Origin of the sequence: Gaiella sp., from assembly GCF_039915195.1 — a bacterium.
Classification (GTDB): Bacteria; Actinomycetota; Thermoleophilia; order Gaiellales; family Gaiellaceae; genus Gaiella.
On record NZ_JBDSNT010000018.1, the window covers coordinates 1 to 25377 of the forward strand.

The 25377-nt window shown below is 67.4% G+C and carries 24 protein-coding genes and 1 pseudogene; 16 read left to right on the forward strand and 9 right to left on the reverse strand.

All coding sequences use genetic code 11. The features are described from left to right. Window positions 1-18: 18 nt before the first annotated feature. On the reverse strand, window positions 19-924 hold the full coding sequence (locus ABIR74_RS02035) for a hypothetical protein (protein ID WP_348174946.1): 906 nt from the start codon (window positions 922-924) through the stop codon (window positions 19-21). A gap of 161 nt (window positions 925-1085) precedes the next feature. Beyond that, window positions 1086-3737, reverse strand: coding sequence for a pyruvate dehydrogenase (acetyl-transferring), homodimeric type (aceE, locus tag ABIR74_RS02040; RefSeq protein WP_348174947.1), 2652 nt, complete (start codon window positions 3735-3737; stop codon window positions 1086-1088). 60 nt (window positions 3738-3797) lie between these two features. Between aceE and ABIR74_RS02045 the strand changes: the two genes are divergently transcribed. The 5 genes from ABIR74_RS02045 to ABIR74_RS02065 are packed head-to-tail and all read left to right on the forward strand — an operon-like array spanning window position 3798 to window position 8644. Next, window positions 3798-5348, forward strand: coding sequence for an SDR family oxidoreductase (locus ABIR74_RS02045; protein ID WP_348174948.1), 1551 nt, complete (start codon window positions 3798-3800; stop codon window positions 5346-5348). 54 nt (window positions 5349-5402) lie between these two features. Next, the gene (locus tag ABIR74_RS02050; protein ID WP_348174949.1) at window positions 5403-5765 is read left to right on the forward strand and encodes a luciferase family protein; all 363 of its coding nucleotides are present in this window, start codon (window positions 5403-5405) and stop codon (window positions 5763-5765) included. 52 nt (window positions 5766-5817) lie between these two features. Then, the gene (locus ABIR74_RS02055; RefSeq protein ID WP_348174950.1) at window positions 5818-6396 is read left to right on the forward strand and encodes a hypothetical protein; all 579 of its coding nucleotides are present in this window, start codon (window positions 5818-5820) and stop codon (window positions 6394-6396) included. Beyond that, window positions 6393-7604 (forward strand): NAD(P)/FAD-dependent oxidoreductase, encoded by a 1212-nt coding sequence (locus ABIR74_RS02060; RefSeq protein WP_348174951.1) that lies wholly within the window; start codon window positions 6393-6395, stop codon window positions 7602-7604. Before ABIR74_RS02055 ends, ABIR74_RS02060 begins: the two co-directional genes overlap by 4 nt. Continuing rightward, window positions 7601-8644: a hypothetical protein gene (locus tag ABIR74_RS02065; protein WP_348174952.1), complete on the forward strand. Its 1044-nt coding sequence runs from the start codon at window positions 7601-7603 to the stop codon at window positions 8642-8644. Before ABIR74_RS02060 ends, ABIR74_RS02065 begins: the two co-directional genes overlap by 4 nt. Here ABIR74_RS02065 and ABIR74_RS02070 read toward each other — a convergent pair. The 4 genes from ABIR74_RS02070 to ABIR74_RS02085 all read right to left on the reverse strand — a co-directional run bounded on the left by ABIR74_RS02070 (window position 8641) and on the right by ABIR74_RS02085 (window position 13096). Then, complete coding sequence (locus tag ABIR74_RS02070; protein WP_348174953.1) at window positions 8641-10446, reverse strand: ABC transporter ATP-binding protein; 1806 nt, start codon at window positions 10444-10446, stop codon at window positions 8641-8643. The two genes, ABIR74_RS02065 and ABIR74_RS02070, sit on opposite strands and share 4 nt — an antisense overlap. Next, window positions 10443-12290 carry an ABC transporter ATP-binding protein gene (locus ABIR74_RS02075; RefSeq protein WP_348174954.1) on the reverse strand — a complete coding sequence of 616 codons (1848 nt, stop codon included), beginning with the start codon at window positions 12288-12290 and terminating at the stop codon, window positions 10443-10445. Before ABIR74_RS02075 ends, ABIR74_RS02070 begins: the two co-directional genes overlap by 4 nt. Beyond that, on the reverse strand, window positions 12197-12820 hold the full coding sequence (locus ABIR74_RS02080) for a hypothetical protein (protein WP_348174955.1): 624 nt from the start codon (window positions 12818-12820) through the stop codon (window positions 12197-12199). The genes ABIR74_RS02075 and ABIR74_RS02080 overlap by 94 nt, the downstream gene beginning before the upstream one ends. Window positions 12821-12892: 72 nt before the next feature. Beyond that, window positions 12893-13096, reverse strand: coding sequence for an Rdx family protein (locus ABIR74_RS02085; RefSeq protein ID WP_348174956.1), 204 nt, complete (start codon window positions 13094-13096; stop codon window positions 12893-12895). 446 nt (window positions 13097-13542) lie between these two features. Between ABIR74_RS02085 and ABIR74_RS02090 the strand changes: the two genes are divergently transcribed. The 7 genes from ABIR74_RS02090 to ABIR74_RS02120 all read left to right on the forward strand — a co-directional run bounded on the left by ABIR74_RS02090 (window position 13543) and on the right by ABIR74_RS02120 (window position 19541). Continuing rightward, complete coding sequence (locus ABIR74_RS02090) at window positions 13543-13773, forward strand: hypothetical protein (protein ID WP_348174957.1); 231 nt, start codon at window positions 13543-13545, stop codon at window positions 13771-13773. A gap of 135 nt (window positions 13774-13908) precedes the next feature. Then, window positions 13909-15141, forward strand: coding sequence for an FAD/NAD(P)-binding oxidoreductase (locus ABIR74_RS02095; RefSeq protein ID WP_348174958.1), 1233 nt, complete (start codon window positions 13909-13911; stop codon window positions 15139-15141). A gap of 134 nt (window positions 15142-15275) precedes the next feature. After that, entirely contained in the window at window positions 15276-16193 is a 918-nt protein-coding gene (locus ABIR74_RS02100; RefSeq protein ID WP_348174959.1) for a PspC domain-containing protein, read from the forward strand. 6 nt (window positions 16194-16199) lie between these two features. Continuing rightward, a complete protein-coding gene (locus ABIR74_RS02105) occupies window positions 16200-17276 on the forward strand; it encodes a PspC domain-containing protein (RefSeq protein WP_348174960.1) in 1077 nt (358 codons plus the stop codon). After that, window positions 17273-17908: a response regulator transcription factor gene (locus tag ABIR74_RS02110; RefSeq protein ID WP_348174961.1), complete on the forward strand. Its 636-nt coding sequence runs from the start codon at window positions 17273-17275 to the stop codon at window positions 17906-17908. The genes ABIR74_RS02105 and ABIR74_RS02110 overlap by 4 nt, the downstream gene beginning before the upstream one ends. Window positions 17909-17953: 45 nt before the next feature. Continuing rightward, window positions 17954-19054, forward strand: coding sequence for a glycosyltransferase family 2 protein (locus tag ABIR74_RS02115; RefSeq protein WP_348174962.1), 1101 nt, complete (start codon window positions 17954-17956; stop codon window positions 19052-19054). Window positions 19055-19100: 46 nt separating this feature from the next. Then, a complete protein-coding gene (locus tag ABIR74_RS02120) occupies window positions 19101-19541 on the forward strand; it encodes a hypothetical protein (protein WP_348174963.1) in 441 nt (146 codons plus the stop codon). A 57-nt stretch (window positions 19542-19598) separates the two neighbouring features. Here ABIR74_RS02120 and ABIR74_RS02125 read toward each other — a convergent pair whose 3' ends face one another. Together ABIR74_RS02125 and ABIR74_RS02130 are read right to left on the reverse strand one after the other, a co-directional pair. Beyond that, window positions 19599-20636, reverse strand: a complete 1038-nt coding sequence (locus tag ABIR74_RS02125; protein WP_348174964.1) for an FAD-dependent oxidoreductase — start codon at window positions 20634-20636, stop codon at window positions 19599-19601. After that, on the reverse strand, window positions 20569-22059 hold the full coding sequence (locus ABIR74_RS02130; protein WP_348174965.1) for a cryptochrome/photolyase family protein: 1491 nt from the start codon (window positions 22057-22059) through the stop codon (window positions 20569-20571). The genes ABIR74_RS02125 and ABIR74_RS02130 overlap by 68 nt, the downstream gene beginning before the upstream one ends. Window positions 22060-22465: 406 nt before the next feature. Between ABIR74_RS02130 and dps the strand changes: the two genes are divergently transcribed. Then, entirely contained in the window at window positions 22466-22963 is a 498-nt protein-coding gene (gene dps / locus ABIR74_RS02135) for a DNA starvation/stationary phase protection protein Dps (RefSeq protein WP_348174966.1), read from the forward strand. A gap of 159 nt (window positions 22964-23122) precedes the next feature. On the opposite strand, the gene ABIR74_RS02140 is transcribed toward dps, so the two are convergent. Next, entirely contained in the window at window positions 23123-23275 is a 153-nt protein-coding gene (locus tag ABIR74_RS02140; RefSeq protein WP_348174967.1) for a hypothetical protein, read from the reverse strand. A 71-nt stretch (window positions 23276-23346) separates the two neighbouring features. On the opposite strand from ABIR74_RS02140, the gene ABIR74_RS02145 reads away from it, so the two are divergent. The 3 genes and pseudogenes from ABIR74_RS02145 to ABIR74_RS02155 form a co-directional block, all read left to right on the forward strand. Further along, window positions 23347-23559, forward strand: coding sequence for a hypothetical protein (locus ABIR74_RS02145; RefSeq protein ID WP_348174968.1), 213 nt, complete (start codon window positions 23347-23349; stop codon window positions 23557-23559). A gap of 7 nt (window positions 23560-23566) precedes the next feature. Then, the gene (locus ABIR74_RS02150) at window positions 23567-23893 is read left to right on the forward strand and encodes a hypothetical protein (protein ID WP_348174969.1); all 327 of its coding nucleotides are present in this window, start codon (window positions 23567-23569) and stop codon (window positions 23891-23893) included. A gap of 14 nt (window positions 23894-23907) precedes the next feature. Further along, window positions 23908-25377, forward strand: a pseudogene (locus ABIR74_RS02155) (hypothetical protein); the annotation flags it as partial.

A 25377-nucleotide genomic window follows, 5' to 3' on the forward strand; every position in this document is an offset into this window, starting at 1 on the left:
ACCCCACCCCGGCGCGTGTCAGGCCGTCTTGGCGTTTGCCGCCCCGGGCGTCGGGGTCGTCGTGAACGACCAGTCCGCCGCTGCATTGTCGGTGTCGGAGCCGTCCGGAATGCGGGAGAGAGTCCCATCGACCGTGTTCGAGTCTGCAACCTCGACCGGAAGCACCGTTCCCTCGACGAGGTCGAAGACCGTCGTTCCGATCGTGGCCGTCGTGATCGCGCCCTCGTAGCTGAGTGCGTCGAGGAGCACGTCCTTGCCCGAATCGACGAGCGCGACTCCGTCAGGTGACCCGTTCTGGAGGTCGACGTCGATCACGAACTTCGCTCCCGCTGCGAGGCTTCCGGTCAGCGCCTTGCGCCCGTACTCCGCACCGTCGCCGCCGTTGACGAGCACGAGCGCGATGCCGTCGAGCGGCGCTGCCGCCGTGCCGGTATTCGCGATTTCGACGAATCCCCCGGCGTCGGCGCCGACCTGGTCGTAGTCGACCTCGTTGATCACGAGCCGAGCGGAACCCGTCGGCGGGGGTGTTGTTTCGGACTCACACGTGAGCGTGACCAGATCCGTCGCGGTCGAGCCGACATCGATCTTGCCCGTCTTGCCTTCGAACGTCGTGCAGGCGGTGCCGTCGAGGGTGTCGACGGAGACGATGCCGCCACCCGGGTCGCCCTTGGGCCCGGCCGGGCCGATCGCGCCGGCTGGGCCAGCAGGCCCAGCGGGACCCTCGCGGCCTTGCAGATCCCACGAGAGTGGCACCTCGTTGCTCTTGCAGCCCCTGCCGTCGCTGACGATCCGCACCAGCCCGTGCCGGATGTTGCGGCACGCCTCGATCGTCGTCGGCACGTCGCCCGCCGCAGTCGCGTACGCGACGGCACCCGCTAGCACGACGAGCGCGGCAGACGCAGCGGCGATCACCTGTCTCGACACTTCGAACCTCCTTCGGTCGTTGGTAGACCGCAAGGAGTACACCGAACGAACGCGGACTCCTAGTGTCCGTTCAGGACACGCAGGTCGAGAACGGCCGTTTCATGCGGCGGTGTGGAGCGATCGGCACGCACTCGACACGACTCGCCGAGGACGAATGCGCTCTACCGATGCCAGGGTGCGTCGAGATCGGCATCGATCCCGTAACGCTCGATCGCGTCCTGCACCACGTCGGGCGCGATCAGACCGTCGTCCGCGAGCCCCTTGAGGGAAGTCACAACGACATGGAACCGGTCGACCTCGAAGAACTGGCGCAGCTTGACGCGGTAGTCGCTGCGCCCGAACCCGTCGGTGCCGAGCACCGAGAACCGGCCCTTCACGAACGGGCGGATCTGGTCGGCGAACGCTCGCATGTAATCGGTGGCTGCGACGAACGGCCCCACGCGGCCCACCAAAGCCTGCTCCACGTAGGGCATTCGCTGCTCCTTGGTGGGATGGAGCCTGTTCCATCGCTCGATCTCGAGCCCGTCGCGCCGCAGTTCGGTGAAGCTCGTGACGCTCCAGATATCCGATGCAATGCCGTAGTCGGCTTCGAGCAGGTCGGCGCCCGCAATCACCTCACGCAGGATTGCGCCCGACCCGAGCAGCTGAACGCGCGGGCCGTCGCCCGCCCCCTCGCGGAGGAGGTAGATGCCGCGCAGGATCCCTTCCTCGGCGCCTTCGGGCAAAGCGGGCTGCACGTAGTTCTCGTTCATCACGGTGAGGTAGTAGAAGACGTCCTCCTGCTCCTCGCACATCCGCCGCAGTCCGTCGCGCACGATGACCGCGAGTTCGTATGCGTAGGTCGGGTCGTACGCGCGGCAGTTCGGGACGACGGACGCGAGCAGGTGCGAGTGGCCGTCTTCGTGCTGGAGCCCCTCCCCGTTCAGCGTGGTGCGTCCGGCGGTCGCGCCGATGAGAAAGCCACGCGCGCGGCTGTCTCCGGCCGCCCAGGCGAGGTCGCCGATGCGCTGGAATCCGAACATCGAATAGAAGATGTAGAAGGGCACCATCGCGACACCATGATTCGCGTACGACGTTGCTGCCGCGATCCACGAGGAAAACGCGCCCGGCTCGTTGATGCCCTCCTGCAGGATCTGGCCGTGCTGATCCTCGCGGTAGAACATGAAGTCATCGGCGTCCTCGGGCTGGTAGAGCTGCCCGACCTGGGAGAAGATCCCGAGCTGGCGGAACATCCCCTCCATCCCGAACGTCCGAGACTCGTCGGGGACGATCGGCACGATCCGCTCCCCCATCGCCGGGTCACGGACGAGCGTGTTGAGGATGCGGACGAACGCCATCGTCGTCGAGTTCTCGCGCTCGCCGCTGCCCTCGAGCACGGTGTCGAACGGCGCGGGCGTCGGCAGGGGATCGGCATCGGTGTGGCGCGCCGGCAAGCTGCCTCCAAGCGCTGCACGACGCTCGAGGAGGTAGCGAAGCTCGGGGCTGTCCGCTGACGGCCGATGGAAGAAGGCGCCCGTCGCCTGCTCGTCCGTCAGCGGGAGGCCGAGCCGATCGCGGATCGCGAGCCGCGCCTCGTCGTTCATCGACTTCTGCTGGTGCGTGATGTTCCGGCCCTCGCCCGCCATGCCCATGCCGTAGCCCTTGATCGTCTTCGCGAGAATGACCGTGGGCTTTCCGGTGGACTTCATCGCTGCTGCGTAGGCGGCATACACCTTCTGCGGGTCGTGTCCACCGCGGCGGAGCTCCCAGATCTGCGCGTCGCTCCAGCCCTCGACCATCGCGCGCGTCTCCGGGTACTTGCCGAAGAAGTGCTCGCGCACGTAGGCGCCGTCCTTCGACTTGAAGGTCTGGTACTCGCCGTCAACTGCCTCCTCCATCCGAAAGTGGAGCCATCCCTCGTGGTCGGCCTCGAGCAGCGAATCCCACCCGGAGCCCCAGATCACCTTGATCACGTTCCAGCCTGCGCCCGTGAAGTTCGTTTCGAGCTCCTGGATGATCTTCCCGTTCCCGCGCACCGGCCCGTCGAGCCGCTGCAGATTGCAGTTGATCACGAAGACGAGGTTGTCGAGCTTCTCGCGGCCGGCAAGAGAGATCGCACCCATGGACTCGGGCTCGTCCATCTCGCCGTCGCCCATGAACGCCCAGACCTTACGGTCACCCGTCTCGACGACCCCTCGGGCAGCGAGGTACTTCATGAACCGGGCCTGGTAGATCGCCATCAGAGGACCGAGGCCCATCGAGACCGTCGGGAACTGCCAGAACTCCGGCATCAGCCACGGATGCGGGTACGACGATAGCCCGTCGCCGTCGACCTCGCGGCGGAAGCGCCGGAGCTGCTCCTCGCTCAGCCGCCCCTCGAGGTACGCCCTGGCATAGATCCCGGGAGACGAGTGGCCCTGCATGTAGATGAGGTCGCCCCCGTGGCTCTCCGACCGGGCGCGCCAGAAGTGGTTGAAGCCCATCTCGTAGAGCGTCTCGGCGGACTGATAGCTCGCGATGTGACCCCCGAGCTCGGTGGACTCGGCGTTCGCCTGGAGGACGATCGCGATCGCGTTCCAGCGCACGAGCGCAGTCGCGAGCCGCTCGAGCTCCGGGTCGCCCGGGAGATCGGGCTCCTCGTCGACGCGAATCGTGTTCACGTAGGGCGTGCTCAGCCCTGCTGAGACCTTGACGCCGTAGTCCTGGGCATGGTCGATCGCCTGATCGAGAAGGTAGCCCATCCGCTCGCGCCCGTCGGACTCGACGACAGCCTCGACCGAATCGAGCCACTCCTGCGTCTCGCCGGGATCGCTATCGGGAAGTTCTGGTCTCATGACTCTGGTGCAGAGTAGTCGAGCCGTTCGGGAGGCCGTCGCCAGATACCCTGCCCGGCGATGTCGACACCGGATCCAGAAGACGCTTCAACAACGCGGGCCGATCGGGCCGAGCTCCTGCGTACCACCACCGAGCTCCTCGAGTCGATCGTGCGCGACCGCGGCATGCTCGGCTCCCTCTCGGTCGAGGATCGAACCCGACTGCTCACCGCAGCTGCGGACGTATTCGATCCCGACCCCGTTCAGCGCCGCCGCTACACGAAGGAGAAGCGCAAGCAGGAACGTGCCGCGAGCATCCGGGAGGACGAGGCGAAGCTCGCCGGCACGGGGATCCGCGTCCTGCGAGAGAAGCCGGTCTTCACGACCCCGAACGTCTATCCGCCGAGAACTCTGGAGCCGGCGGACGGGGCCAGCGATGCGCGCGAGACAACGGCGGAGCAGCACTGCTACGTCTGCAAGGGGCCATACCGCGAGCTGCACCACTTCTACGACCAGATGTGCCCGCCGTGCGCAGAGTTCAACTTTGCCAAGCGCTCCGAGACCGCCGACCTCGAAGGCCGGGTGGCCGTTCTCACCGGCGGGCGCGTCAAGATCGGCTACCAGACAGGGATCAAGCTCCTCCGCGCAGGGGCGCGCCTCGTCGTCACGACACGTTTCCCGCGCGACTCCGCGACCCGCTACGCCCAGGAGCCGGACTTCGACGAGTGGTGCGATCGGATCGAGATCTACGGTCTGGACCTTCGCCACACGCCCAGTGTCGAGGCGTTCTGTCGTCACCTGCAGGCGACCCACGACCGGCTCGACTACATCATCAACAACGCCTGCCAGACCGTCCGTCGCCCGCCCGACTTCTATCGTCACATGATGGACGCGGAGCTCGCATCGGAGCACAAGCTCCCTGCCGAGCTGCAGCGCCTACTCGGCGACTACTCGGGGTTGCGGCGCTACGACATGCTGGAGAGCGACATGGCTGTGCTGGCGGACACCGCGCCCGCCGTTCTCGAGCTCCCGACGGCCGCGGCGCTCTCGCAGCTTCGGCTCCTGCAAGAGGAATCCAACGATCAGGGCCACCTCTTTCCCGAAGGCCGTCTCGATCAGGATCTGCAACAGGTCGACCTCAGAGACCGCAACTCGTGGCGCTTTCTCCTGGCCGAGGTGTCGACGGTGGAGCTCCTCGAGACGCAACTCGTCAATGCGGTCGCGCCCTTCGTCCTGAACGCGCGCCTGAAGCCGCTGATGCTCCGCACCGGCGAGCGCGACAAGCACATCGTCAACGTCTCTGCGGTCGAGGGGCAGTTCTACCGCCGCTTCAAGACGACGCGGCACCCACACACGAACATGGCCAAGGCGGCGCTCAACATGATGACGCGCACCTCCGCGACGGACTACCACGGCGACGGCATCCACATGAACAGCGTCGACACGGGATGGGTAACAGACGAGGATCCACTGCACATCGCGGAGCAGAAGACGGCGGAGCACCGGTTCCGGCCGCCGCTCGACATCGTCGACGGCGCGGCGCGCATCGTCGACCCGATCATCGACGGCAAGAACACGGGCACCCACATGTGGGGCAAGTTCCTCAAGGATTACAAGCCAACGGACTGGTAGCGCCCGCTGCTTCCCCCCGGGAACACGCAGGGTCAACGCGGCGTTCTTGACGGTATGGCACAGGGAGCGCACGATCGCATCGTCGGTGAGGTTGCCGCGTGGGATGGAGTGGCCACCGGGTCGGGGAGATTCGGTTCGACACAGTTCCTCGTTGGCCGGCGAGAGCTGGGCCATCTACACGGTGACGCGCTCCTGGACGTGCCCCTCCCTCGAACGCTCCAGGCCGAGCTCCTCGCGAGCGGCCGCGTCGAGACGCACGAATGGGTGCCCGACTCGGGTTGGTCGTCTCGCCGGTTGACGACCGACGCGGACGTCGTCGATGCGATCGCAATCCTCCGCCTCCAGTGGGAGCGTGCCTCGGGAAGTGCCGCTCGGCGGGATGACGAGCCCTCCGAGGCCGAGATCGCGCTCGGCTAGCGCATCCCAAAAACGCCACCTCGCGAACGAGCCCGGCCGCTACGGTGCCAGCGTGATCCCCCGCACATCGACAGCTGCGCTCGTCGAGGCCGTTGACGGCCTCGCGGACGCCGCCATCGACCGCGTCCTACTGACCGGCGAGCGCGTGACGTCAGCCGCCGACGGCCGACGGCTCGTCGCGGGCAAGGCCGACACGGAGGCGCTTGCGGACAACATCCAGCGCGTCGTCGTTCTCCCCGTTCCCGTGATCCGCACCCTCGCGAAGGGAGCACGGTTCACGCGCGTGCCCTGGGTGATGGTCGCGTCGACGACGGTGTCCGTGGGCATCGCCGTCCGGACGGGCGTGCGCGAGCTGCAGGTGATCGCGGCGCTCGTCGCTCACCGCCTCGAGACCGGGCACGACTCCCCACCGGATCCCGCACTCGTCAAACGCGTCGCGGTCGAGCTCTACCTCGATCCGAAGCACGCCCCGGATCTCAGCGGCGACCGGCTTCGTCTCGTCCGTCTGACGCGGAAGTGGATCGTCAGCGGTGCATTCGGACGCAACACGTCGAAGCAGGCTACGAAGGCCCTCGACGCCGCGGAGAGGCTCGATGCGCCCGCCGTGCGCGCCCGCTGGGCTGCCCGATGACCCGGGTGTGCGTGATCGGAGCGGGCCTCGCGGGGCTCGCGGCCGCGGATGCGCTCGCTACGGGGGGCCTCGAAGTCAACGTCCTCGAGGCACGCAATCGCGTCGGTGGGCGGGTGTGGTCCGAACGGCTAGAGACAGGCGCGCTGATCGAGCGCGGCGGCGAGTTCCTCACGTACGGCTACGACGCCACGGAGCGAGTCGCAGCGCTCGTCGGCTGCGAGCTCGTCGGCATGGGCATCCGCTATCCCGACCGGCGACTCCACCCGGACCCCGGGATCGACCGCGACGCCGCTCTCCTCGCGGCGGCGGCGGTGGAAGCAGTTGCCACCGCCGACCCCGAGCGGGCTGCCATCGACGTCCTCGACGCGGAGGTTGCCGACCCGGCCATTCGTGAGCTCTTCGCGAGCCGGATTCAGAGCGCAACGGCACATCCGATCGGTGACCTCGAAGCCGGCTTCCTCCTCGGCGTCTCGTACCTGATGAAGAACGGCGAGTGTCGGAGGATCCGTGGCGGCAACCAGGAGCTCGCCCGGGGCCTCGCGGCCCGACTCGGGGACAGTGTCCACCTTCGCACGCCCGCAAACGCGGTTAGCCAGGACGCATCCGGCGTCCAGGTCGCAACGGCGGACGGACAGGTCGCCGCGGACGTGGTCGTCGTCGCGGTTCCGGTGCCGCTCCTCCGCGCACTCACCTTCGATCCGCCTCTCCCGGGCGCGGTCGTCGATGCACTCGCGGGGGTGCGCATGTCCGTTGCCGCGAAGTTGGCGGTACCGCTGCGCGCGGCCGCCGCGGCCGACGCCGTGATGTCCGTGCCAGGGCGCTACTGGGCGTACACGACCCCTTGTGACGAGATCGGCGGCCGGACGGTCGGGTCGTGGGCGGGCTCGACTCCGGTCGTTGCGGCGCTCCAGGCGACCAATGGCCCGGCGACGTGGATCGCCGGGATCCGGGAGCTCTGGCCGGAGCTCGATCTCGATGAGTCCGGCGCCGTAGTCACGACATGGCTCGACGATCCGTGGGCCCAGGGTGCGTACTCCGTGCTGATGAGTCGCGATCCCGACGAGCCGTCGCTTCTTGCGACCCCGGTCGGTCGCATCGTCTTTGCAGGCGAGCACACGTCACCCGACTGGAGCGGCACGATCGAGGGCGCGCTTCGGAGCGGTGAGCGCGCGGCAGCTGATGTGCTGCAGTTGGTCCGTTCCTCTTGAGCGAGATCGAGCGAGCGCCGACTCGCCGTGCCTACGGCTGGAGCGACTTCGACCAGGAGGTCGTGGAGGGCCTCGTCGAGAATGACGCGCGGTTCATCGACCGGCGTGCCGGTGGGTGGATCGCGTCGCCGCTCCTCGGCCACTACGACAACCAGCTCCCGTGGCAGGACGACAACTTCAAGAAGGGAAGTGTCGCCGCCGGCGACCCGCCGGTGAGCTTCCGCGCAGCGCCGACCTACGTCCTCGAGCGCCCGCTCGACAATGCCATCGCCGGACGCGAGCTGATCGTCGATGCCGTCGCAGGCCGGTGGGGCAACCCCGAAGCGAACCGGTTCGGAAACGAGAACAGCGAGGGCGCGCTTACCTGGAACGTCTTTCGCACGCTCCAGGAGGCTGGACGCCTGGCAGTCGTTACCGGGGCGCTCACCGGGTTCGAGCCTGCCGCAGAGCCGGATTTCTTCTACTGGGGTCGGCGGGTCGCGCTCGATGCCGCGACCGTCTGGGACGAGCTTTCGGCGACGCTCGCGAAGCTCGAGCCGGATGCTGCGCAACACGTCGAACCGGACGTGAGCCTCCACGTGCCCGGCTTCGGCTGGGTCGTGATCGAGGCGAGCTTCGGCCCGAGCTCGGACGCCTTCGACGCGCCGGCCGAAGTCGATGCTTTCCTCGGACGGTACGCCCCGGCGTGCCCCGGGCTGTTCGACGAAGAGAGGATCCGCACAACGCGACTCCGAGACCTCCCTCCGCTCCTCCTCCGCACGATCGCGATCGCTCACTCGCTGAGGGCCGAGGGCGAGCGAGCGGTCGTCGTCGCGCTCGTGCGCGAGAGCGACACCGCCGACGTCGAGCGGAGAATCGACCGCTGCCTCGCCGACACGGCAGACGTCGGGTTCCGTCGCGTCACGTGGGAGTCGCTCTACCGATCGCTCGACGCGGCAGATCCCGCGCTTTGGAAACTCCGCGCCTACCTCGAGGCGAAGAGCTTCGGCCTCCGCCCGGCGTTTGCACTGCAGAGCGACGAGAAGCAGGAGTCCGGCTAGGCGACCTGCTCGGCCCAGTCGCCGTACAGGCCGCGGTAGGCGCCGCCGCGCTGCATCAGCTCGGCGTGCGTTCCCTGTTCGACGATCCGGCCGTGGGCGAGCACGACGATGAGGTCGGCGCTCTGGATCGTCGACAGCCGATGCGCGATCACGAAGGCCGTCCGCCCTGCGAGCAGCTTCTCCAGCGCGCGCTCGATCACGCGCTCGGTGCCGATGTCGACAGACGAGGTCGCCTCGTCGAGGATCAGGATTCTCGGATCGGCGAGCAGTGCCCTCGCGAACGCGACCAGCTGGCGCTGCCCGAGCGACAGCCGGAACCCACGCTCACCGAGCTGCGTCTCGTACCCGTCCTCGAGCTCGCGGATCCATGCGTCGGCACCCACTGCACTCGCCGCCCGCTCGATCTCATCCTTCGTCGCGTCGGGGCGTGCGAAGGCGATGTTCTCCGCCACTGTTCCGGCGAACAAGAACCCCTCCTGCGGCACGACGCCGAGCTGCCGGCGCAGGGACTTCTGCTCGACCTCCCGAACATCGTGTCCGTCGATCGTGATCCGACCCTCGCGCACGTCGTAGAACCGCGCGATCAGCTTCGCGATCGTCGACTTCCCAGCGCCGGTCTGGCCGACGAGCGCCACCGTCGTCCCGGCGGGCACGTCGAGGGTGATTCCGTGGAGCACCTCGGCAAGCGCGCCGTAGCCGAACCTCACGTCCTCGAAGTGAACGCGCCCCTCGATCCGAGGGAGCGCGAGCGCTGACGGCTGATCAACGATCTCGGGCTCCTCGTCGAGCACCTCGATGATCTTGTCGAGCGCCGCCGTCGCCGAGAGAAACGTGTTGTAGAGCTGCGAGAGCTGCTGCACTGGATCGAAGAAATTCGCGAGGTAGAGGAAGAACGCGAGCAGCGTCCCGATCGAGATCTGGTCGTTGACGAGCAGGTACCCGCCGTAGCCGAGCACGATCGCGGTCGCGAGCGAGGCAAGGAAGTCGACGGCCGGGAAGTAGAGGCCGTTGAGCACGATCGTCTCGTAGTTGGCGTCGCGGTAGCGACTGTTGATGCCGCGGAAGCTCGACTGGTTCTGCGGCTCGCGGGCGTACGACTGAACGACGCGCATGCCGGCGATGTCCTCGGCGAGTGTCGCCGTGACGAGGCCGATGCGCTCCCGCACGCGCCGGTAGGCGCGGTTCGAGCGGATACGGAACCAGACCGTGGCAAGCGCCATCAGCGGGATCACCGAGAGCGTCGCGAGGGCGAGTCTCCAGTCGAGGACGAAGAGCACGACCGCCGTTCCCACGAGCAGCATCACGTTCTGTACGAGCGAGGTGACGCCGTCGGTGATCAGCGTGTCGAGTGCCTCGACGTCGTTCGTGATCCGGCTGATGATCGCGCCGGTGCGGTTGCGCTCGAAATAGCCGAGCGAGAGCCGCTGCAGGTGCTCGAAGAGCCGGATCCGCAGATCGGCGAGCGCGCGCTCCCCGACCCAGCCCGTGAGGTACGTCTGCACCGACGAGAGCGCGAAGGCCAGCAGGCCGACGATGACGAACGCGACCACGATCCAGATGAGCGTTTGCAGATCGCCCGTCTTGATCCCCTGGTCGACCGCCATCTTCGCAAGAAGCGGCGGCACGAGCGCGACGAGCGTGAAGGCGAAGAGCGAGACGATCGCCCCGGTCGTGCGCCCGCGGTAGGGCGTCACGAGCCCGATCAGCATCCGGATCCGGCGTCGGGACTGCTTCCAGGACCAGTCGCCCACCTTGCCGCCCCTCTCCTCGGAGAGGTGTGAGCCCGCTTGCCAGACCTTCATGCCGAAACCCCGATCTCCTGGAGCAGGCCGTACTCGTGGATCTCGCGAAAGATCGCGCTTCGCTCGAGAACCTCGTCGCGGCTGCCCGTGGCCACGATGCGGCCGTGCTCCAGCACGACGATCGTGTCCGCAAGGGCGATCGTGGAAAGCCGGTGCGCGATCACGATCGTCGTCCGCCCGCGCATCGCCTCCGTCAGGCCGGCCCGGATCAACGATTCCGTGGTTGCATCGACCGAGGCGGTGGCGTCGTCGAGAATGAGGATGCGCGGGTCGATCACGAGCGCCCTCGCGATCGCGAGCCGCTGCCGCTGCCCTCCCGAGAGCGTGATCCCACGCTCGCCGATCACCGTGTCGTAGCCGTTCGGCAGCTCCTCGATGAACGCGTGAGCCTGCGAAGCGCGCGCAGCCGCCTCCACGAGCTCCGGGAGGACGTCCGGCACTCCGAAGGCGATGTTGTCGCGAACGCTCGCGGAGAAGAGGAAGGGATCCTGGGAGATGACACCGACCGCGCGACGCAGCGACCGCCGCGTCACGTCCCGCACATCGATGCCGTCGATCGCGACGCTCCCCTCCAGTGTGTCGTAGAAGCGCTGCACGAGCGACGCGAGCGTCGTCTTCCCCGAACCGGAGGCGCCGATCAGCGCGATCGTGCTGCCTGCCTCGATCGCGAGATCGATTCTCTCGAGGACGGGCCGCTCCGCGGCGTAGCCGAAAGAGACACCCGAGAAGACGACGCGTCCCGGCCCCGCGGGGAGCTCGACCGCGCTCGCAGCGTCGGAGATCTCCTCGGGCTCGTCGATCACCTCGAAGAACCGCTCGCCCGACGCCGTCGCACGCTGCGCCTGGCCGACCCACATGCCGAGCATGCGCAGCGGCATCACGAGCATCATCAGCAGTAGGTTGAAGGCGAAGAAGCCGCCGATCGTGAGGTCGCCCTGAACGACGTAGTGGCCAGCGGCGAGCAGCACGCCGGCCTGCGCGAGTATGGGCAGGAACGAGAGCAGTGGGACGTAGAGTGAGCGCTGGATGTTGGCGCGGACAGAGGCCTCGAAGACGTCATCCGACGCCTTCCGGAACTGCCGCTCGACCTGCTCCTCCTGGGCGAACGACTTGACGATGTGAACGCCCACGATCGACTCCTCCGAGACCGTCGCAACCTCGCCGAGCTTCTGCTGCACGTCGCGAAGGACGGGATGCGAGACGTGGCTGTAGCGGTAGGCAACGCCGATCAACACCGGGGTGATCGCAAGCGCGATCAGCGCGAGCTTCCACTCGTAGAAGAAGAGCACGACCGTCACGCACACGATCGTGATCACGTGCTGGGCGAAGAAGATCAGTCCGTAACCGAGGAAGAAGCGAATCGTCTGCAGGTCGACCGTCGCACGCGACATCAGCTGCCCCGTCTGATGACGGTCGTAGTAGCCGAAGGAGAGCCGGAGCAGGCGCGCATACAGCGCATCGCGCATGTCCCACTCGACGGCGAGCGCCTGCTTCCCCGAGATGAAGCGACGCCCGAGCATCAGCAAGGCCCGCAGGAGGCCGACGCCGAGAATGACGAGGATCAGGAAGGCGAGGTAGTTGCCGTCCTGTCCACCCCTGAGCTCGTTGATCACGAAGCCGGTGAGCACGATCACCGCGATCGCCGCGGCCTGGGAGAGGATCGCAAGGATCGTCGAGACGATCAGCGATGAGCGATAGGGCCGCAGGAACTCGAGCAGGCGGACAAAGGTGCGGGAGTTCGACGTGGCGATCAGGTCATGGTAGGCGCAGCCTCCCTTCGCGTCTGCGTCACGAACGCGCTCGCGGCGTAGCGGGCAAGAAGGGTCGCGGCAACCGCCGCACAAGAACCGTCGTCGGACGCGACCGCCATGCACCCTCGTGCGACCGTATCGCTCGCTCGCAGGAGCCCCTGGAAGGGGAGCTGGCGCTGCGCGATGCGTGCTGTCACACCCCTCAGGCGCTCGAGGTGCTCCTCCTCGAGCCGCGTGAAGGCGTACTCGACGAGTGCCTCGTGCCTTGCCCGTCCTGCCCCACGCTCCCGGCCGACGTTCTCGCGCGCGAGGAGCGCCTCGGCCGTGCTCCAGATCGTCGGCGGGCGCACGAGCGTCGCGAGTGCGCCCGGCGCATCCCGATGATCGCCGCGCTCGACAACGAGAAGATCATCTCTTCTCAGGGGCGACCACTCGAGGAGGGCGAGCCGGACAACGTCTGAGTGGCGCCCACCTCGGAGTCGGACGTCGCAACCATCGTCCACGATGAGCGGCGCGACGACGTGCAAACGACGCTCCGAGGAAAGCGGGGTCGATGCGTGACGATCGGCCGCAATAGGCCCGGGAATCCGGCAGGCCGTTCGCTCGAACTCGTGGATCGTCATGGCGCCGACGCTAGATCGCCGCCGCGGCACTCGCAAGACGCTGTTCAGGACATGTCTTCGACTGCCGTGAAGCTAGGTTCGCCCGAGGCGCTCGCGAAGGAGCGGCAGAACGTCCTCGGGCTGCGGGTAGCGTCCGAGCATCGACTTCGTGAACACGAGCTCGCCGTCGAGATGGACGTCGAAGATGCCTCCCGTCCCCGTCACGACCTCGATCGAGCCGAGCTCGTGTTCCATCTCCTCGAGAATCCGCACCGCCAGACCGGCGGCGTTCGGCAACGCGCTTCAGGGAACGCAGTACTCGATCCGGATATGCGGTCGCGCTGCCATGGCTCCATTCAATCATCCCGCACACCTGTCTCACTGGGACAGGTTGCGGCCGGCGGCTGTGCAGTTGTGCGTCTGAACATTTGTCCGCAACGTGCGGCCTTTCCGTGTGGGGCACCATTGACGCCGCGCGCGTCCCGCCCGTAGGTTGGTGGAGCACCGAGCACGGAGTCTCCAGCGCAGCAGACGACGCAAGTCAACTGAAGCGCCAGAGCGCCGGCCAACAGGCAGGTCGCTTCGGCGACAGGTCAGTCGGCCCTGGCACTCGAGGGGAACACCGACTCGGTGCATTTTCGTTTGCAGCACAAGGCGCGCTCGCAGAAGGCGCCCGGGATACGCCTCGCTCGAAACGGCTACGGTCGAGACGCAGATCCGTCATCCGGATCGATCGCCGCAGCATGCGCGCGCAGTTCCTCCGCCTCGCTCTGATGCTGCCGCGCAATCTCGGCGTGCTCTTCGGCCTTCAGCCCCTCCTGCTCGGCCGTCCGCGCTTTCATATCCGCGAGGCTCCGCTGCCCGGCTGCAGCGGTGCGTCTCTCCTCGAGCCGCCGGGAACGCGAGCGAGACGTTACAACCGCGACGACAGCCACGAGGGTAACGAGGGCGATGATCAGGATGATGACGAGTGATTCGCTCAGAGCGAGAGGATTCCCCGATCCCGGTAGCGGCAAACGCAAACACGGCACTGATCGAAACAGCGGGCTCCGGGAACATGTGTAGAAGAAACATGTGTAGAAGTAAGCGACGCCGGGGTAAGACCTGGGATGGCAAAGGATCCGATAGTCATCATCGGTGGCGGCCGCGCGACGGCAAGCCTGATCGACGCGTACCGCGATGCCGGCGGTGACGCGCTCATCACCATCATCTCCGACGACGAGTACCCTCCGTACAATCGGCCGCCCCTCTCGAAAGCGGTTCTCCGGGGGGAGATGGAAGGGCTCGAAGCCCTCGTCCATGAGCACGAGACGTACGACGACCTCGCCGTCGAGCTACGCCTTGCGACCACCGTCGAGTCCGTCGACCCGAAGCACTGCGTCGTCCGCACCGGTAGCGGCGAGGAGATCGCCTACGGGACGCTCGTGATCGCATCGGGTACTCGCCCGCGACTACTCGCCGTCGAGGGCGCAGACCTTCCGGCAGTCCACACGTTCAGGACGCTGTCCGATGCGGTGGCAGTGGCGAAGGAAGCTGGTGAAGCCCGCAAGGCTCTGGTCGTCGGCGGCAGCTTCATCGGTGCGGAGGTCGCAGCCTCACTTCGGATGCGCGGCCTCGAGGTGACGATCGTCGAGATGGGAGACCGACTCGTCCCCGCCCTAGCGTCACAAGAGCTCTCCGATCAGGTCGCGGAACTCTACCGCGAGCATGGTGTCGAGATCGCTCTCGGGGAGCAGATCGAAGAGTTCCGGGCAAACGGCCTCATGCTGACGGGAGCCCGAACTGCGTCGGGTCGCACGATCGAGGCATTCCTGGCCGTGGTTGGGGTCGGCGTCGTGCCCAATGTCGAGTTCCTCGACGGCAGCGGTCTCGAGCTATCCGACGGGATCACTGTCGACGACCGCTTTCACTCGTCTGCCCCGGATGTCTTCGCCATCGGTGACGTCGCCAGATTCGACGATGCGGTCGCGGGACGGCCACGCAGGATCGAGCACTGGGGCAACGCCGACAGTCAGGGCGCGCATCTGGGTCGCAACCTCGCCGGCGGGCGAAAGCCCTATCGGGAAGTCTCGGCGTTCTTCACGAAGATGTTCGATGTCCAGCTGCAGTTGCTCGGCGACACCGACGGTGTCGACGAGGTCGTGCTTCGGGGCTCGATCGGCGACCGCAACCTCGTCGCTCTCTACCTGCGCGAGGAGACGCTGATCGCCGCCGCTGTCGTGGGACAGGCCGCCGACATGATCGAGGAGCTCCGATCGCTTGTTGGTGAGCGCCCGGCCCTGAGTGACCGGAGCCGCCTCGCGAACTCGAGCGTGCGCCCGGCCGCAGTGTTCGCGCACTAACGCTGTCGACGTCCCAACCCCGGCACCGAGGTCGGGGCTCGGTTGGCACGGACGCCCCGAGGTACGTCCAACTCGGGGTCGTTTCAGGGTCATTCCCGATAGACGCGACAATGGTCTTCAGCGACGCTGCAGCAATGACAGAACATGCGATAGACCAAACAGCAGTGAAGCGGCTCGAACGGAGTCGTTCCGACCGCATGCTCGCCGGCGTCTGTGAAGGCCTGGCGCGCTACTTCGACCTCAATCCCGCGTTCTACCGGGTCGGTTTCGTCGTCCTGACGCTCCTCGGCGGAGCGGGCATCCTCATCTACCTGGCCGCAGTACTCGTGATTCCGGAGGAGGGAAAGCCGGACTCGATCGCGGCCGATGCCCTGCGGGGCAGGCGAGAGCGACCGTGGCCGTTGATCGGCGTCGGCCTGATCGCCGTAGCGGCGGCGGTGCTGCTCTCGCGGGCAACCCTCTGGCCCCAGGGGGACGCAGCGTGGGTGCTCGTGCTCCTCGCGGGTGCCGTGATCCTCTGGACGCAGCGCTCCTCGAGGGCACCGTCGACCGAGATCGTTCTCGCGAGCGACGGCACGGCCATCGAGCGTCCCTCACGAGGCGGCCACCTGATCGCCGTGATCTCTGTGATCCTCGCGATCATTGTCGTCGCTGTTCTCACGGCTGCGGCCACGGTGGCAACGGTTTTCCACGTCGATGTGCGTAACGGCGTCGGTGAGCGCACCTACCAGCCGGCGCTCGCGGCAGGAGTGCAGGCTCAGTACAAGCTGGGCATCGGGGAGCTCCGGCTCGACCTCGCCGGAACTCGCTTCCCCGTCGGTGAGACGCGGATCGATGTGCGGGTCGGCATCGGCGAGCTGAACATCATCGTCCCGGCCGATGTCGCGCTGCGAGCAACAGCGACGGCACAGGCAGGAGAGGTCGAGGTCCTCGGCCGCACGAACGACGGACGCAATGCGGATCTCTCGGTCGCAACGCCTGGACTCCGTGTCCTCGTCCTCGACGCGAAGGTCGGCCTCGGAACGGTGCACATCACCCGCTCCCTACCATGACCGTCAGTGGTACTTCGCTCCTTCGCCCGTAGTTCGGACGATCGGGTCGTCGCGGGGGTCTGCGCGGGCATCGCGCAGACCCTCGGCGTCGACCCGACGCTGATCCGGCTCGTCTTCGCGATCCTCGCGCTCGCCGGTGGTGCGGGCGTGCTGCTCTATCTCGCGCTCTGGGCCTACGGCGACTCTCGCAGCATCTGGATCGTTGCCATCCTCGGCCTGTTCGGCATCTCGGCCGTCCTCCACGCGCTCGGACTCAACGACCGTGTCGTGATCGGAATCGCGCTCGTCGCAGGCGGGCTGACGCTGATCTGGCGGCGGGGAGGAACCTTCTCACGAAACGCACCACTCTCCGCCCTTGGCGTCACGTTTGCGGCCGCCGGTGCCGTGCTCGTTCTCTCCCGCGGCGGCGTCGACCAGTCGGTGCTCGCGCCCGGTGCCGTCGCGGGCTCGCTCCTCCTCATCGCCGGGCCATGGCTCTGGCGTCTTGCGGTTGACCGCGACGCCGAGCGCACCGTGCGCATCCGCGGCGAGGAGCGAGACGAGGTCGCAGCGCGCGTCCACGACTCGGTTCTCCAGACACTGGCCCTGATCCAGCGCCACGCGTCGGAGCCGCGCAAGGTCGCCGCGTACGCGCGGCGGCAGGAGCGTGAGCTGCGCGGCTGGCTCTACGGCGACCGCGCGCCCGACGGCTCGGACTCGCTCTCGAGCCTCCTCGCAGCCGCAGCCGCCGACGTCGAAGAGCTTCATGACGTCCGCGTCGAGCTCGCGAGCTCCGGCGACTGTCCGGCCGACGAGCGGGTCGCCGCCCTCGGCCTCGCCGCCCGCGAGGCGATGACGAACAGCGCCAAGTACTCCGGTGCCGACCTCGTCGATGTCTACTCCGACGTGAGCGCCGAGGGCATCTCCGTGTTCGTGCGCGACCGGGGCGTCGGCTTCGACGCGACGACCGTTCCCGCGGATCGCCGGGGCATCTCCGAGTCGATCGTGGGCCGCATGCAGCGCGCAGCCGGCACCGCCACGGTGACGAGCGCCCCCGGCGCAGGCACCGAGGTCGAGCTCACACTCTCGCGGAGTGCAACGTGAGGCCCCGCGTCGTCCTCGTCGACGATCACCACCTGTTCCGCGCGGGCGTCCGGGCCGAGATCGGCGAGAGCGTCGAGGTCGTCGGTGAGGCGGGAACCGTTGCGGAGGCTGTACCCCTGATCCGCGACCTCGACCCCGATGTCGTCCTGCTCGACGTGCATCTCCCCGACGGTGGCGGCGACGCGATCATCAACGCCGTGGCGCCCGATCGGCCCGGAGTGCGCTTCCTCGCGCTCTCCGTCTCGGATGCGGCAGAAGACGTGATCGCCGTGATCCGCGCGGGCGCACGCGGCTACGTCACGAAGACGATCTCGGGCGAGGAGCTGACGAGCGCGATCGAGCGCGTGGCCGAGGGCGATGCGGTGTTCTCGCCGCGGCTCGCCGGGTTCGCACTCGATGCCTTCCGAGACGGTGAGCGCGTGGGCGGAGATGTAGAGCTCGACGAACTCACCCCGCGCGAGCGCGAGGTGCTCCAGCTGATCGCGCGCGGCTACATGTACAAGGAGATCGCCGCCCGGCTCAATCTGTCCGTGAAGACGGTCGAGAGCCACGTCTCGAGCGTCCTGCGCAAGCTGCAGCTCTCGAGTCGGCACGAGCTCACGCGCTGGGCGACGCAACACCGGCTCGTGTAGCCCTCGATGCCGCGGCCGGGCGCACGCCGTGGCTACGGTCAACAGGTGCGCAAGGCCATCACACTTCTCGCCGTCGTCCCCTGGGCGTGGTGCGTCCTCGTGGCGGCGCTCGACCGGCGACACCGTCTTTCACTCGACGATGTAGAGCCGCTGGCGGACGGCCCACTCGTGTCCGTGATCGTGCCCGCACGGGACGAGGAACGTGGCGTGCAGGCAGCGATCGCTTCCCTGGCCGCTCAGGAGTACGGAGCGCTCGAGGTGATCGTCGTCGATGACGAGTCGACGGACGCGACCGCCACCGAGGCGCGAGCAGCAGTGACCGATCGCGTACGCATCGCCTCGGGGCTGCCCGTGCCGGCGGGTTGGGTCGGCAAGTCATGGGCCTGCCATCAGGGGTTCGAGCTCTCGAGGGGGGAGTGGCTTCTGTTCACGGACGCCGATATCCGTCATGCCCCCGACACGATCGGACGGGCACTCGCTCTCGTCGAGGCAGAGCAGGTTGACGGCGTGACGCTCCTCCCGGTGATCGAGACCGCCGGGCTCGTCGAGCAGACGATTCAACCGGCCGCCGCGGTGCTGATCCGCTCCTTCGTGGCACCCGGACCGCTCGTTCGCTCACGTCGCACGCCGGTTGCGATCGCCGCGGGCGGCTTCATTCTCGTCTCGCGAGCCGCCTATGAAGGAGTCGGTGGGCACGAAGCGATGCGCTACGAGCTGGTCGACGACCAGGCGCTCGCCGTTTCACTCAAGAAGGCCGGCACCCCACTCGCTCTCGCCGGGTCCGGCGGGCGCGTCCGCGTCCGCATGTATGTCGGCGCCCGCGAGACGCTCCGCGGCTGGCGAAAGAACACCTCGGCTGGGCTCGGCGGCTCGATCGCCGTCGCGGCCGTTCTCGCCGGGTCGGGTGCCGCCTCAGCCCTCGCACCCACGGTCGCCTTCGTTCGGGGGCCACGCCTCGTCGGCGCCCTCGGCCTCGCTCTCCAGGTCGCGGCGCGGGCTGCCTCGGACGAGGTCTGTCCCACGCCCAGGCGCACGTGGCCCCTGTTTCCGGCCGGAGCGTTGTCTCTCTCGATCATCTCTCTCATCAGCTCGACCGACCGGCTCCGCGGCGGTGTCGTTTGGCGCGGCCGCCGCTACGGCCCTTGATTCCTTACATGCCGACCGAGTTGCGACGCGCTGGAGGGGAGAAGGAATGAGCATCGCTCTGCTGCTCGGGCAGACCGCTACGACACTCTTCATGACGGGCGTGATCTGGATCGTGCAGGCGGTTCACTACCCGCTCTTCGCACGCGTCGGGGTCGACGAGTTCCGCGAGTACGCGGAGGGACACGGGCGACGGATCACTCCCGTCGTCGGGATCGCGATGCCGGTCGAAGCAGCGACAGCGGTACTGCTACTCCATTTCACCCCCGCAGGGGTTGATCGGAGCCTGCTCGTGGTCGGAGCGATTCTCCTGCTTCCAATCTGGCTCTCCACCGCGATCCTTCAGGTACCGGCGCACCGCCGCCTGCGCGACGGATACGACGACCGGGCTGCATCGCGACTGATCACGACGAACTGGATCCGAACGTCACTCTGGTCGGTGCGCTCCGCACTGATCCTCGTCGTTCTCGCGCAAGCAATCGACGCCTAGGACGAGGTCGTTCCTTCTGAATGAGGACGCCCTCCACCGGCCACATCGGGGCTGGCTTCAGCGTCCACGGTTGATCTGATCGGCCGCCGCCATTCCCGAAAGGAAGGCGCCTTCGACCTTCGGGCCGCCGAAGGCGTCTCCGGCAAGGAGTATCCGCCCGCCCTCGGTGGCGAACATTCGCTCGGGAAACACCTCTACCGGCGTCGCGTAGCGCCAGCGCTGGAGCTGCGTCTCCACGACCGACGCGCCGCTCAGGTAGGGCCGAGTTGCCCGGAGCAGAGAGTCGGAGATCGAGGAGATGGGATCGTCGAGCCGTGATGCGGCGAAGTCGGAGGTCGAGTGGAAGGTGATCACCGAGGACGCTGACGTTCCCTTCGCGTGGTTGTCTCCGACGAATGACAGGACCGGATCCTCGACCAATTGAAGCCCCCCTGACGGCGAGATGTCGACATCCCGATCGAGAGCAACCATGAGTGACAGTGTCGGGAGGTAGGAGATGGGCGGCACGACGACGTCGCTGCCGAGCAGCACGGACGCCTGCGGAACCGGGACGGTCACGATCACCGCGTCGGCGTCAACGCGGCCTGCCCCATGGCCGTGCGCCTCCGGCCAGGTGACGATGACCCTGTCGCCCCCCACTCGAATCTGCTCGACGCGAACAGAGCAGGTCACATCGAGCCCACCGGCCAGAGCAGTTGCCAGTTGGCTCATGCCTCCCCTAACCGCATAGCGGGGGTGCCCATCATTCGAGGAGAAGCCTCGACACCACTCGTGGACGAGATCCGTCTCCTGCCATGAAGCGACGGCTCGAGCGAATTCGTCCGACCTGACCGTAAAGAACTGCGCACCGGCATCCGCCCGGCCACCGTTGGCGAATACCCTCGTCGAGAGCCGCCCTCCAACTCGGCGACCCTTGTCGAGCACGATGACCGTATGACCGGCATCGGTGAGCCCCCGAGCAGCGACCAGGCCCGCAACGCCGGCACCGACAACCACTACCTCCACGGGGCCGGCCTCGGGTGTTCGCTCACAGACGTCCCTCGTCGAGAAGGGCCAGGACGGCCGTGGCGCGGAGCTGGACGGCACTGCGATCACTCAGCCGCTCCGCCGCTCGTACCTGGCGCACCATGCGGTGATTGCCCTCGAACCGATCTGCGTGGCGCAGGATGAAGTCCCAGTACAGCGTTGTCAACGGACAGGCATCCTCGCCGACCCGCTTCCTGTGATCGAACGAGCAACTCTTGCAGTAGGTGCTCATCTTCGAAAGGTAGGCCCCTCCGGCGGCGTAGGGCTTGGTGGCCATCCGCCCGCCGTCGGCGTAGAGGCTCATGCCGATCACGTTCGGCACCATGACCCACTCCGCGCCGTCGACAAACCGTTCCCACATCCAGGAGGTGACCTCCTGGGGATGGATCCCCGCCAGGAGGCTCAGGTTGCCGAGCACCATCAATCGTTGGATGTGGTGAAGCCAGGCGCGCTCCTCGATGCCGTCGAGGCAGGCCTTGACGCACGCCATCCTGGTCTCGGCCGCCCCCGTGAAAGCCAACGGGAGAGGCCGAGTGGCAGCGAGCTCGTTCATCGAGGCGTACGACGGCCCCTCGAGCCAGTAGAGCCCCCAGACGTACTCGCGCCAGCCGATCAGCTGCCGGATGAACCCCTCTGCGGAGGCCAACGGCACGGCGCCGGCCCGATAGGCAGCCTCGGCCCTGTCCGCGACCTCTCGTGCAAGCAGGAGGCCGTTGTTGAGATACGGCGACAGCATCGAGTGGGCGAGGTGGAAGTGGTCGGTGGTCATCGCATCTTCGTGGGGACCAAAGAGTGGCAGCGCGTGGTCGATGAAGTGGTCGAGGCGTCGGAGGGCAGCCGCCCTGCTGGTGGCCCAGAGACCGGTCGGTGGGCTGCCGGTGCAGTTCGGCGGCAGGCTTGCGATGACGTCGTGGTCGAGCGCGTCGAGCGGTTCGGTAAGGGCGCTGGGCCAGGGGTAAGGACCTCTGCGCGGAGGGGGCTGGCGATTCTCCTCGTCAAAGTTCCAGCGGCCTCCTTCCGGTCCGTCGTTGTCCATGAGGTAGTCGAGCCGGACTCGCTGCCTCCGGTAGAAGTCTTCCAGCCTGAGGTGTTTCCTCGACCTCGCCCACGTCGCGAAGTCGTCGTAGTGGCAGAGGAACTGGTTCGACCGAACGAGCACGACGCCCTCGTTCAGTGCGAGGCTGCGGGCGCGATGGCTGTTGGGCTCGGTAGCGACGATCCTCCTCGGGCGGAACTCGGCCCGGTGATCGGCGAGACCCTCCGCAAAGGTCGCCGCCTGCCGATAGTCGACCTCGAAGCCCAACGCCGTCGCCTCCGACGCGAAGCGGCGCATCGAGGTGATGAGGATGTGGGCCCGCTGCACATGCCAGGGGGCAGCGGTCAGTTTCGACGCCGACTCGATCATGAGAACCCTCGTGGAACCAGGACGAACCGTCGCGAGAGCTCCGATCTGGACGTTCAGCTGATCCCCGAAGACCCAGACGGTGTCCACCTTCAGCTCCTGCAGGCGGGGCCGGATGCAACGAGGATCGGGGTCGGCGCCGCTGTCTCCGCCGGCAGGACCGGCAATCCAGTCTCTGCCAGAACGGGCGCCGCAACATGCATGACGTGGAGCATCGTCCATTTCAGCATCGCACATCTTCGGGCGCCTAACCTAAGAAATCACCACCCGATCGCGTTCCTCCACCTCGCCGCGGACGTAGCTGACCGTAGCCCTCCGGAAGAGCAGGTCGCCGGAATGCACCGGCTCGATAGCCCCCACCCCCGAAGCAAGGTTCTCGAGATCCGGGCTACGGGCTGATCCATGACCGACTCACGACTGTCCTGCCCGCCGGGCCGGGAGAAACCGCGCCGCGACAGGCATGATTGAACCGACGAACAAGGCCAAAGGAGAAGCGATGACAACCGATCCGAGACTGACGTTTTCGACCCGAGTCGATATTCCGGTGGACGCCCGCGTGGCGCTCGTGGAGCTGCTCAACGCACGGCTTGCCGATGCATTTGATCTGTATTCCCAACTCAAGCAGGCGCACTGGAACGTGAAGGGCAGCGACTTCATCCAGCTGCATGCGCTCTACGACACGGTCGCGGCGGACGTCATCGACTTCGTCGACCTGATCGCCGAGCGGGCGACGGCCCTCGGCGGGCTTGCGCTCGGTACTACCCGGCTTGCAGCCTCAGCCTCGTCGCTCGACGAGTACCCCCTCGATGCAGTTGCCGGTAGCGAAACGATCGTCGTCGTCGCCGATCGCCTAGCAGCGTTCGGGAATGCTGTCCGTGCCGACATCGGAGCGTCTTCAGGCCTCGGCGACGAGGACACGGCCGATCTCTTCACGGAGGTCTCGCGCGCGATCGACAAGCATCTCTGGTTCGTCGAAGCTCACGTGCAGTCGTAGGGCTCGAACTCAGAATGATGGTTCGCCGCCACGGCGTGGATGAGCGAGTGCGCTGCGAACCCGGTAGCTTCGCCGGCCTCGTCTACTGGTACTCGCTCGGGCCGGTTCACGACGACGTCTTCGGCGGCATGCTGCAACCAATCGCCGCCGCCTCGGCCGTCACCTGAGCCACGCCCCGCCGTCCTGCGCCTCGGAGCCACGGGTCCGGTCGGCGAGATCGAAATACACGGGGAGCAGATCCCGGCAGCGGGTGTCACGGACGTACGGGTTGCCGGCCTCGACGGGCAGGACGGGGTTCGACGCGCCGCGCACCCGGGAATACCCGGGCGAAGAGAGGCGTTCTTAGAGTTGTCCATATTTTGTCTAAATAAGAAGGAGACACCATGAGCGCAGTCGAGACCCCGCAGGAGACGACGACCTGGCCCGAGTTCGCCGAGGGGCTGTACGGCTTTCTCACCGGTCGCGGCGCCACGATCGAGTACGACCTCGAGAAGCTCGAGATCCTCGTGCCACGGCACGCGGCAGACAACGCGCCCCGAGCGAAGTGGCAGCTGAACGGCACGATCCGGATCCGCACCTCCGAGACAGGCAAGTAGCACCGTCGTGCTGGACGTCGTCGGGAAGGTGGAGATCGAGTTCGGCAGCAGTCGAGGCCGACTGGTCGCGGACGGGCAACACTTCGTCCTCGACGTCGAGGAGGCCTCCGTCCTGACCGGCGTCGTCGAGCTCGGCTCACTCCGTCGCCTCGCGACGGCACTCTCCCAAACCGGCTTCACGCTCCAGGTGCGAAGCGGCGACCGACAGCTCCTCCTCGCCGGTCACGAGATCGAGTCCGGCTTTCTCGGCCGCCTCCTCCGCCTCCCACGCGTCCAGATCGACCCCGCCTTCGCCCTCCGTTCCGTTCTCGGCCGGGACAGTCCCCGGCCCTGAACGGGCCTATCGAGATGCCCCGTCGCGCCGCCCACGACGTTCTTGCGAACGGAAGTCCCCTCGCGGCGCTCCAGGCGCACTCCACACTGCTCAGCGACCCCGAGGACGCAAGCGACGTCGTGTTCCTGCAGTCACTCGTTCATTCGGGCGACCGGCTCGCATCTGCACTCGCGATCCGGCCCCTCGCACGACTCGCAGGCGAAGGGTTCGACTTCGCGCTACACGCGTTCGCCCGAAGCGATGACCCGTTGCTTCGAGAGCAGGCCGTCTGGGCCCTCGCCGACCGTCCCCCCACCTCGGCAGGAATCGAGGCCATCGTCGGAGCCATCGTCGACGGCGGTCATGCAGCCACACTCGCGCAGCTCACGGTCGAGAAGTGGGGGGCGTTCGATCCAGCCGTCGTGGCGACGATCGCGGCCGCGGTCGATCACGATGTCGCGAACGATGCCCGCGTGCGCCTCGTCGAGACCGCAACCGTTGCCGACCACGCCGGGCTGTCCTCGATCCTGACGCGGCTGTTGCGGTCGACCGGCGAGACGGATGCGGTTCGTGCAGCCGCCGCGCGCGGACTTGCAGCCCGCCCGCTCCCTGCGCTGCTCGACGATCTCTGGCGTGCGGGGGCTGACGGAGGGCCTGAGCTACGGTTCGCCTGCGCCCGTGCGCTGCTCGCAATCCGGGCAGCGCGCGCAACCGAGGCCGCCGCGGCGCTTGCAACGGGCTCGATGAACTCGCGGGAGCCATTCGATCGGCTTCTCGGCGCGCTCGTCCGCGGTCGCTCGTCCCGACCATCTCGGACCGAACCCGGAATCCACGTCGCGCAGATCTTTATGCAAGGCCGGCTGGACGGGGAGCTGACGAACGCAGGCGCCGGAGACGGTGGTGGAATCTCCACCTTGCTCGTACATCTCGGGCGAGCACTCGGCGCCGAGCCGGAGATTGCCCGAGTCGTGACGCTCACGCGGACTCTCGCCGAGCCCGAAACGGGTTGGCGCCACACGAGGTTGAGCGAGGTCGAGAGCCCAGGTGTCTCGATCGAGCGTGTCCCGTTCGGGCCGACCGGCCCACTACCCGCAACTGCCATGTGGGAGCATCGGCTCGAGCTCGAGCGTGGGCTCGAATCAGCGCTCATGGAGCTTGGCGGTGTCGATATCGCTCATCTGCGCTTTGCCGATGCCGGCTCCTTTGCCGCTGCGCGCGTCTGCAAGCGCCTCGGAATTCCGATCGCCTTCACGGCTGCGCCCGATCCGCACGCGGTGATCCGCAGCGCCGAGCAACGGGGTGAGATGACCCGCGAGACGTTCCCCGCTGCGGAGCTGACCGAGCACTACCTCCTTCGCGCCCAACTCGTCGCAGATCTGCTCGGGCAGGCTGACGCGGTCGTCGTGCTGCCTCGTCCACGCGCCCTCGCCGCCCTCACCGACCTGATCGGTACCCCGTTTACCAGGACCGAGAACGCCCGCGTGCACACGGTCGCGGAAGGGATC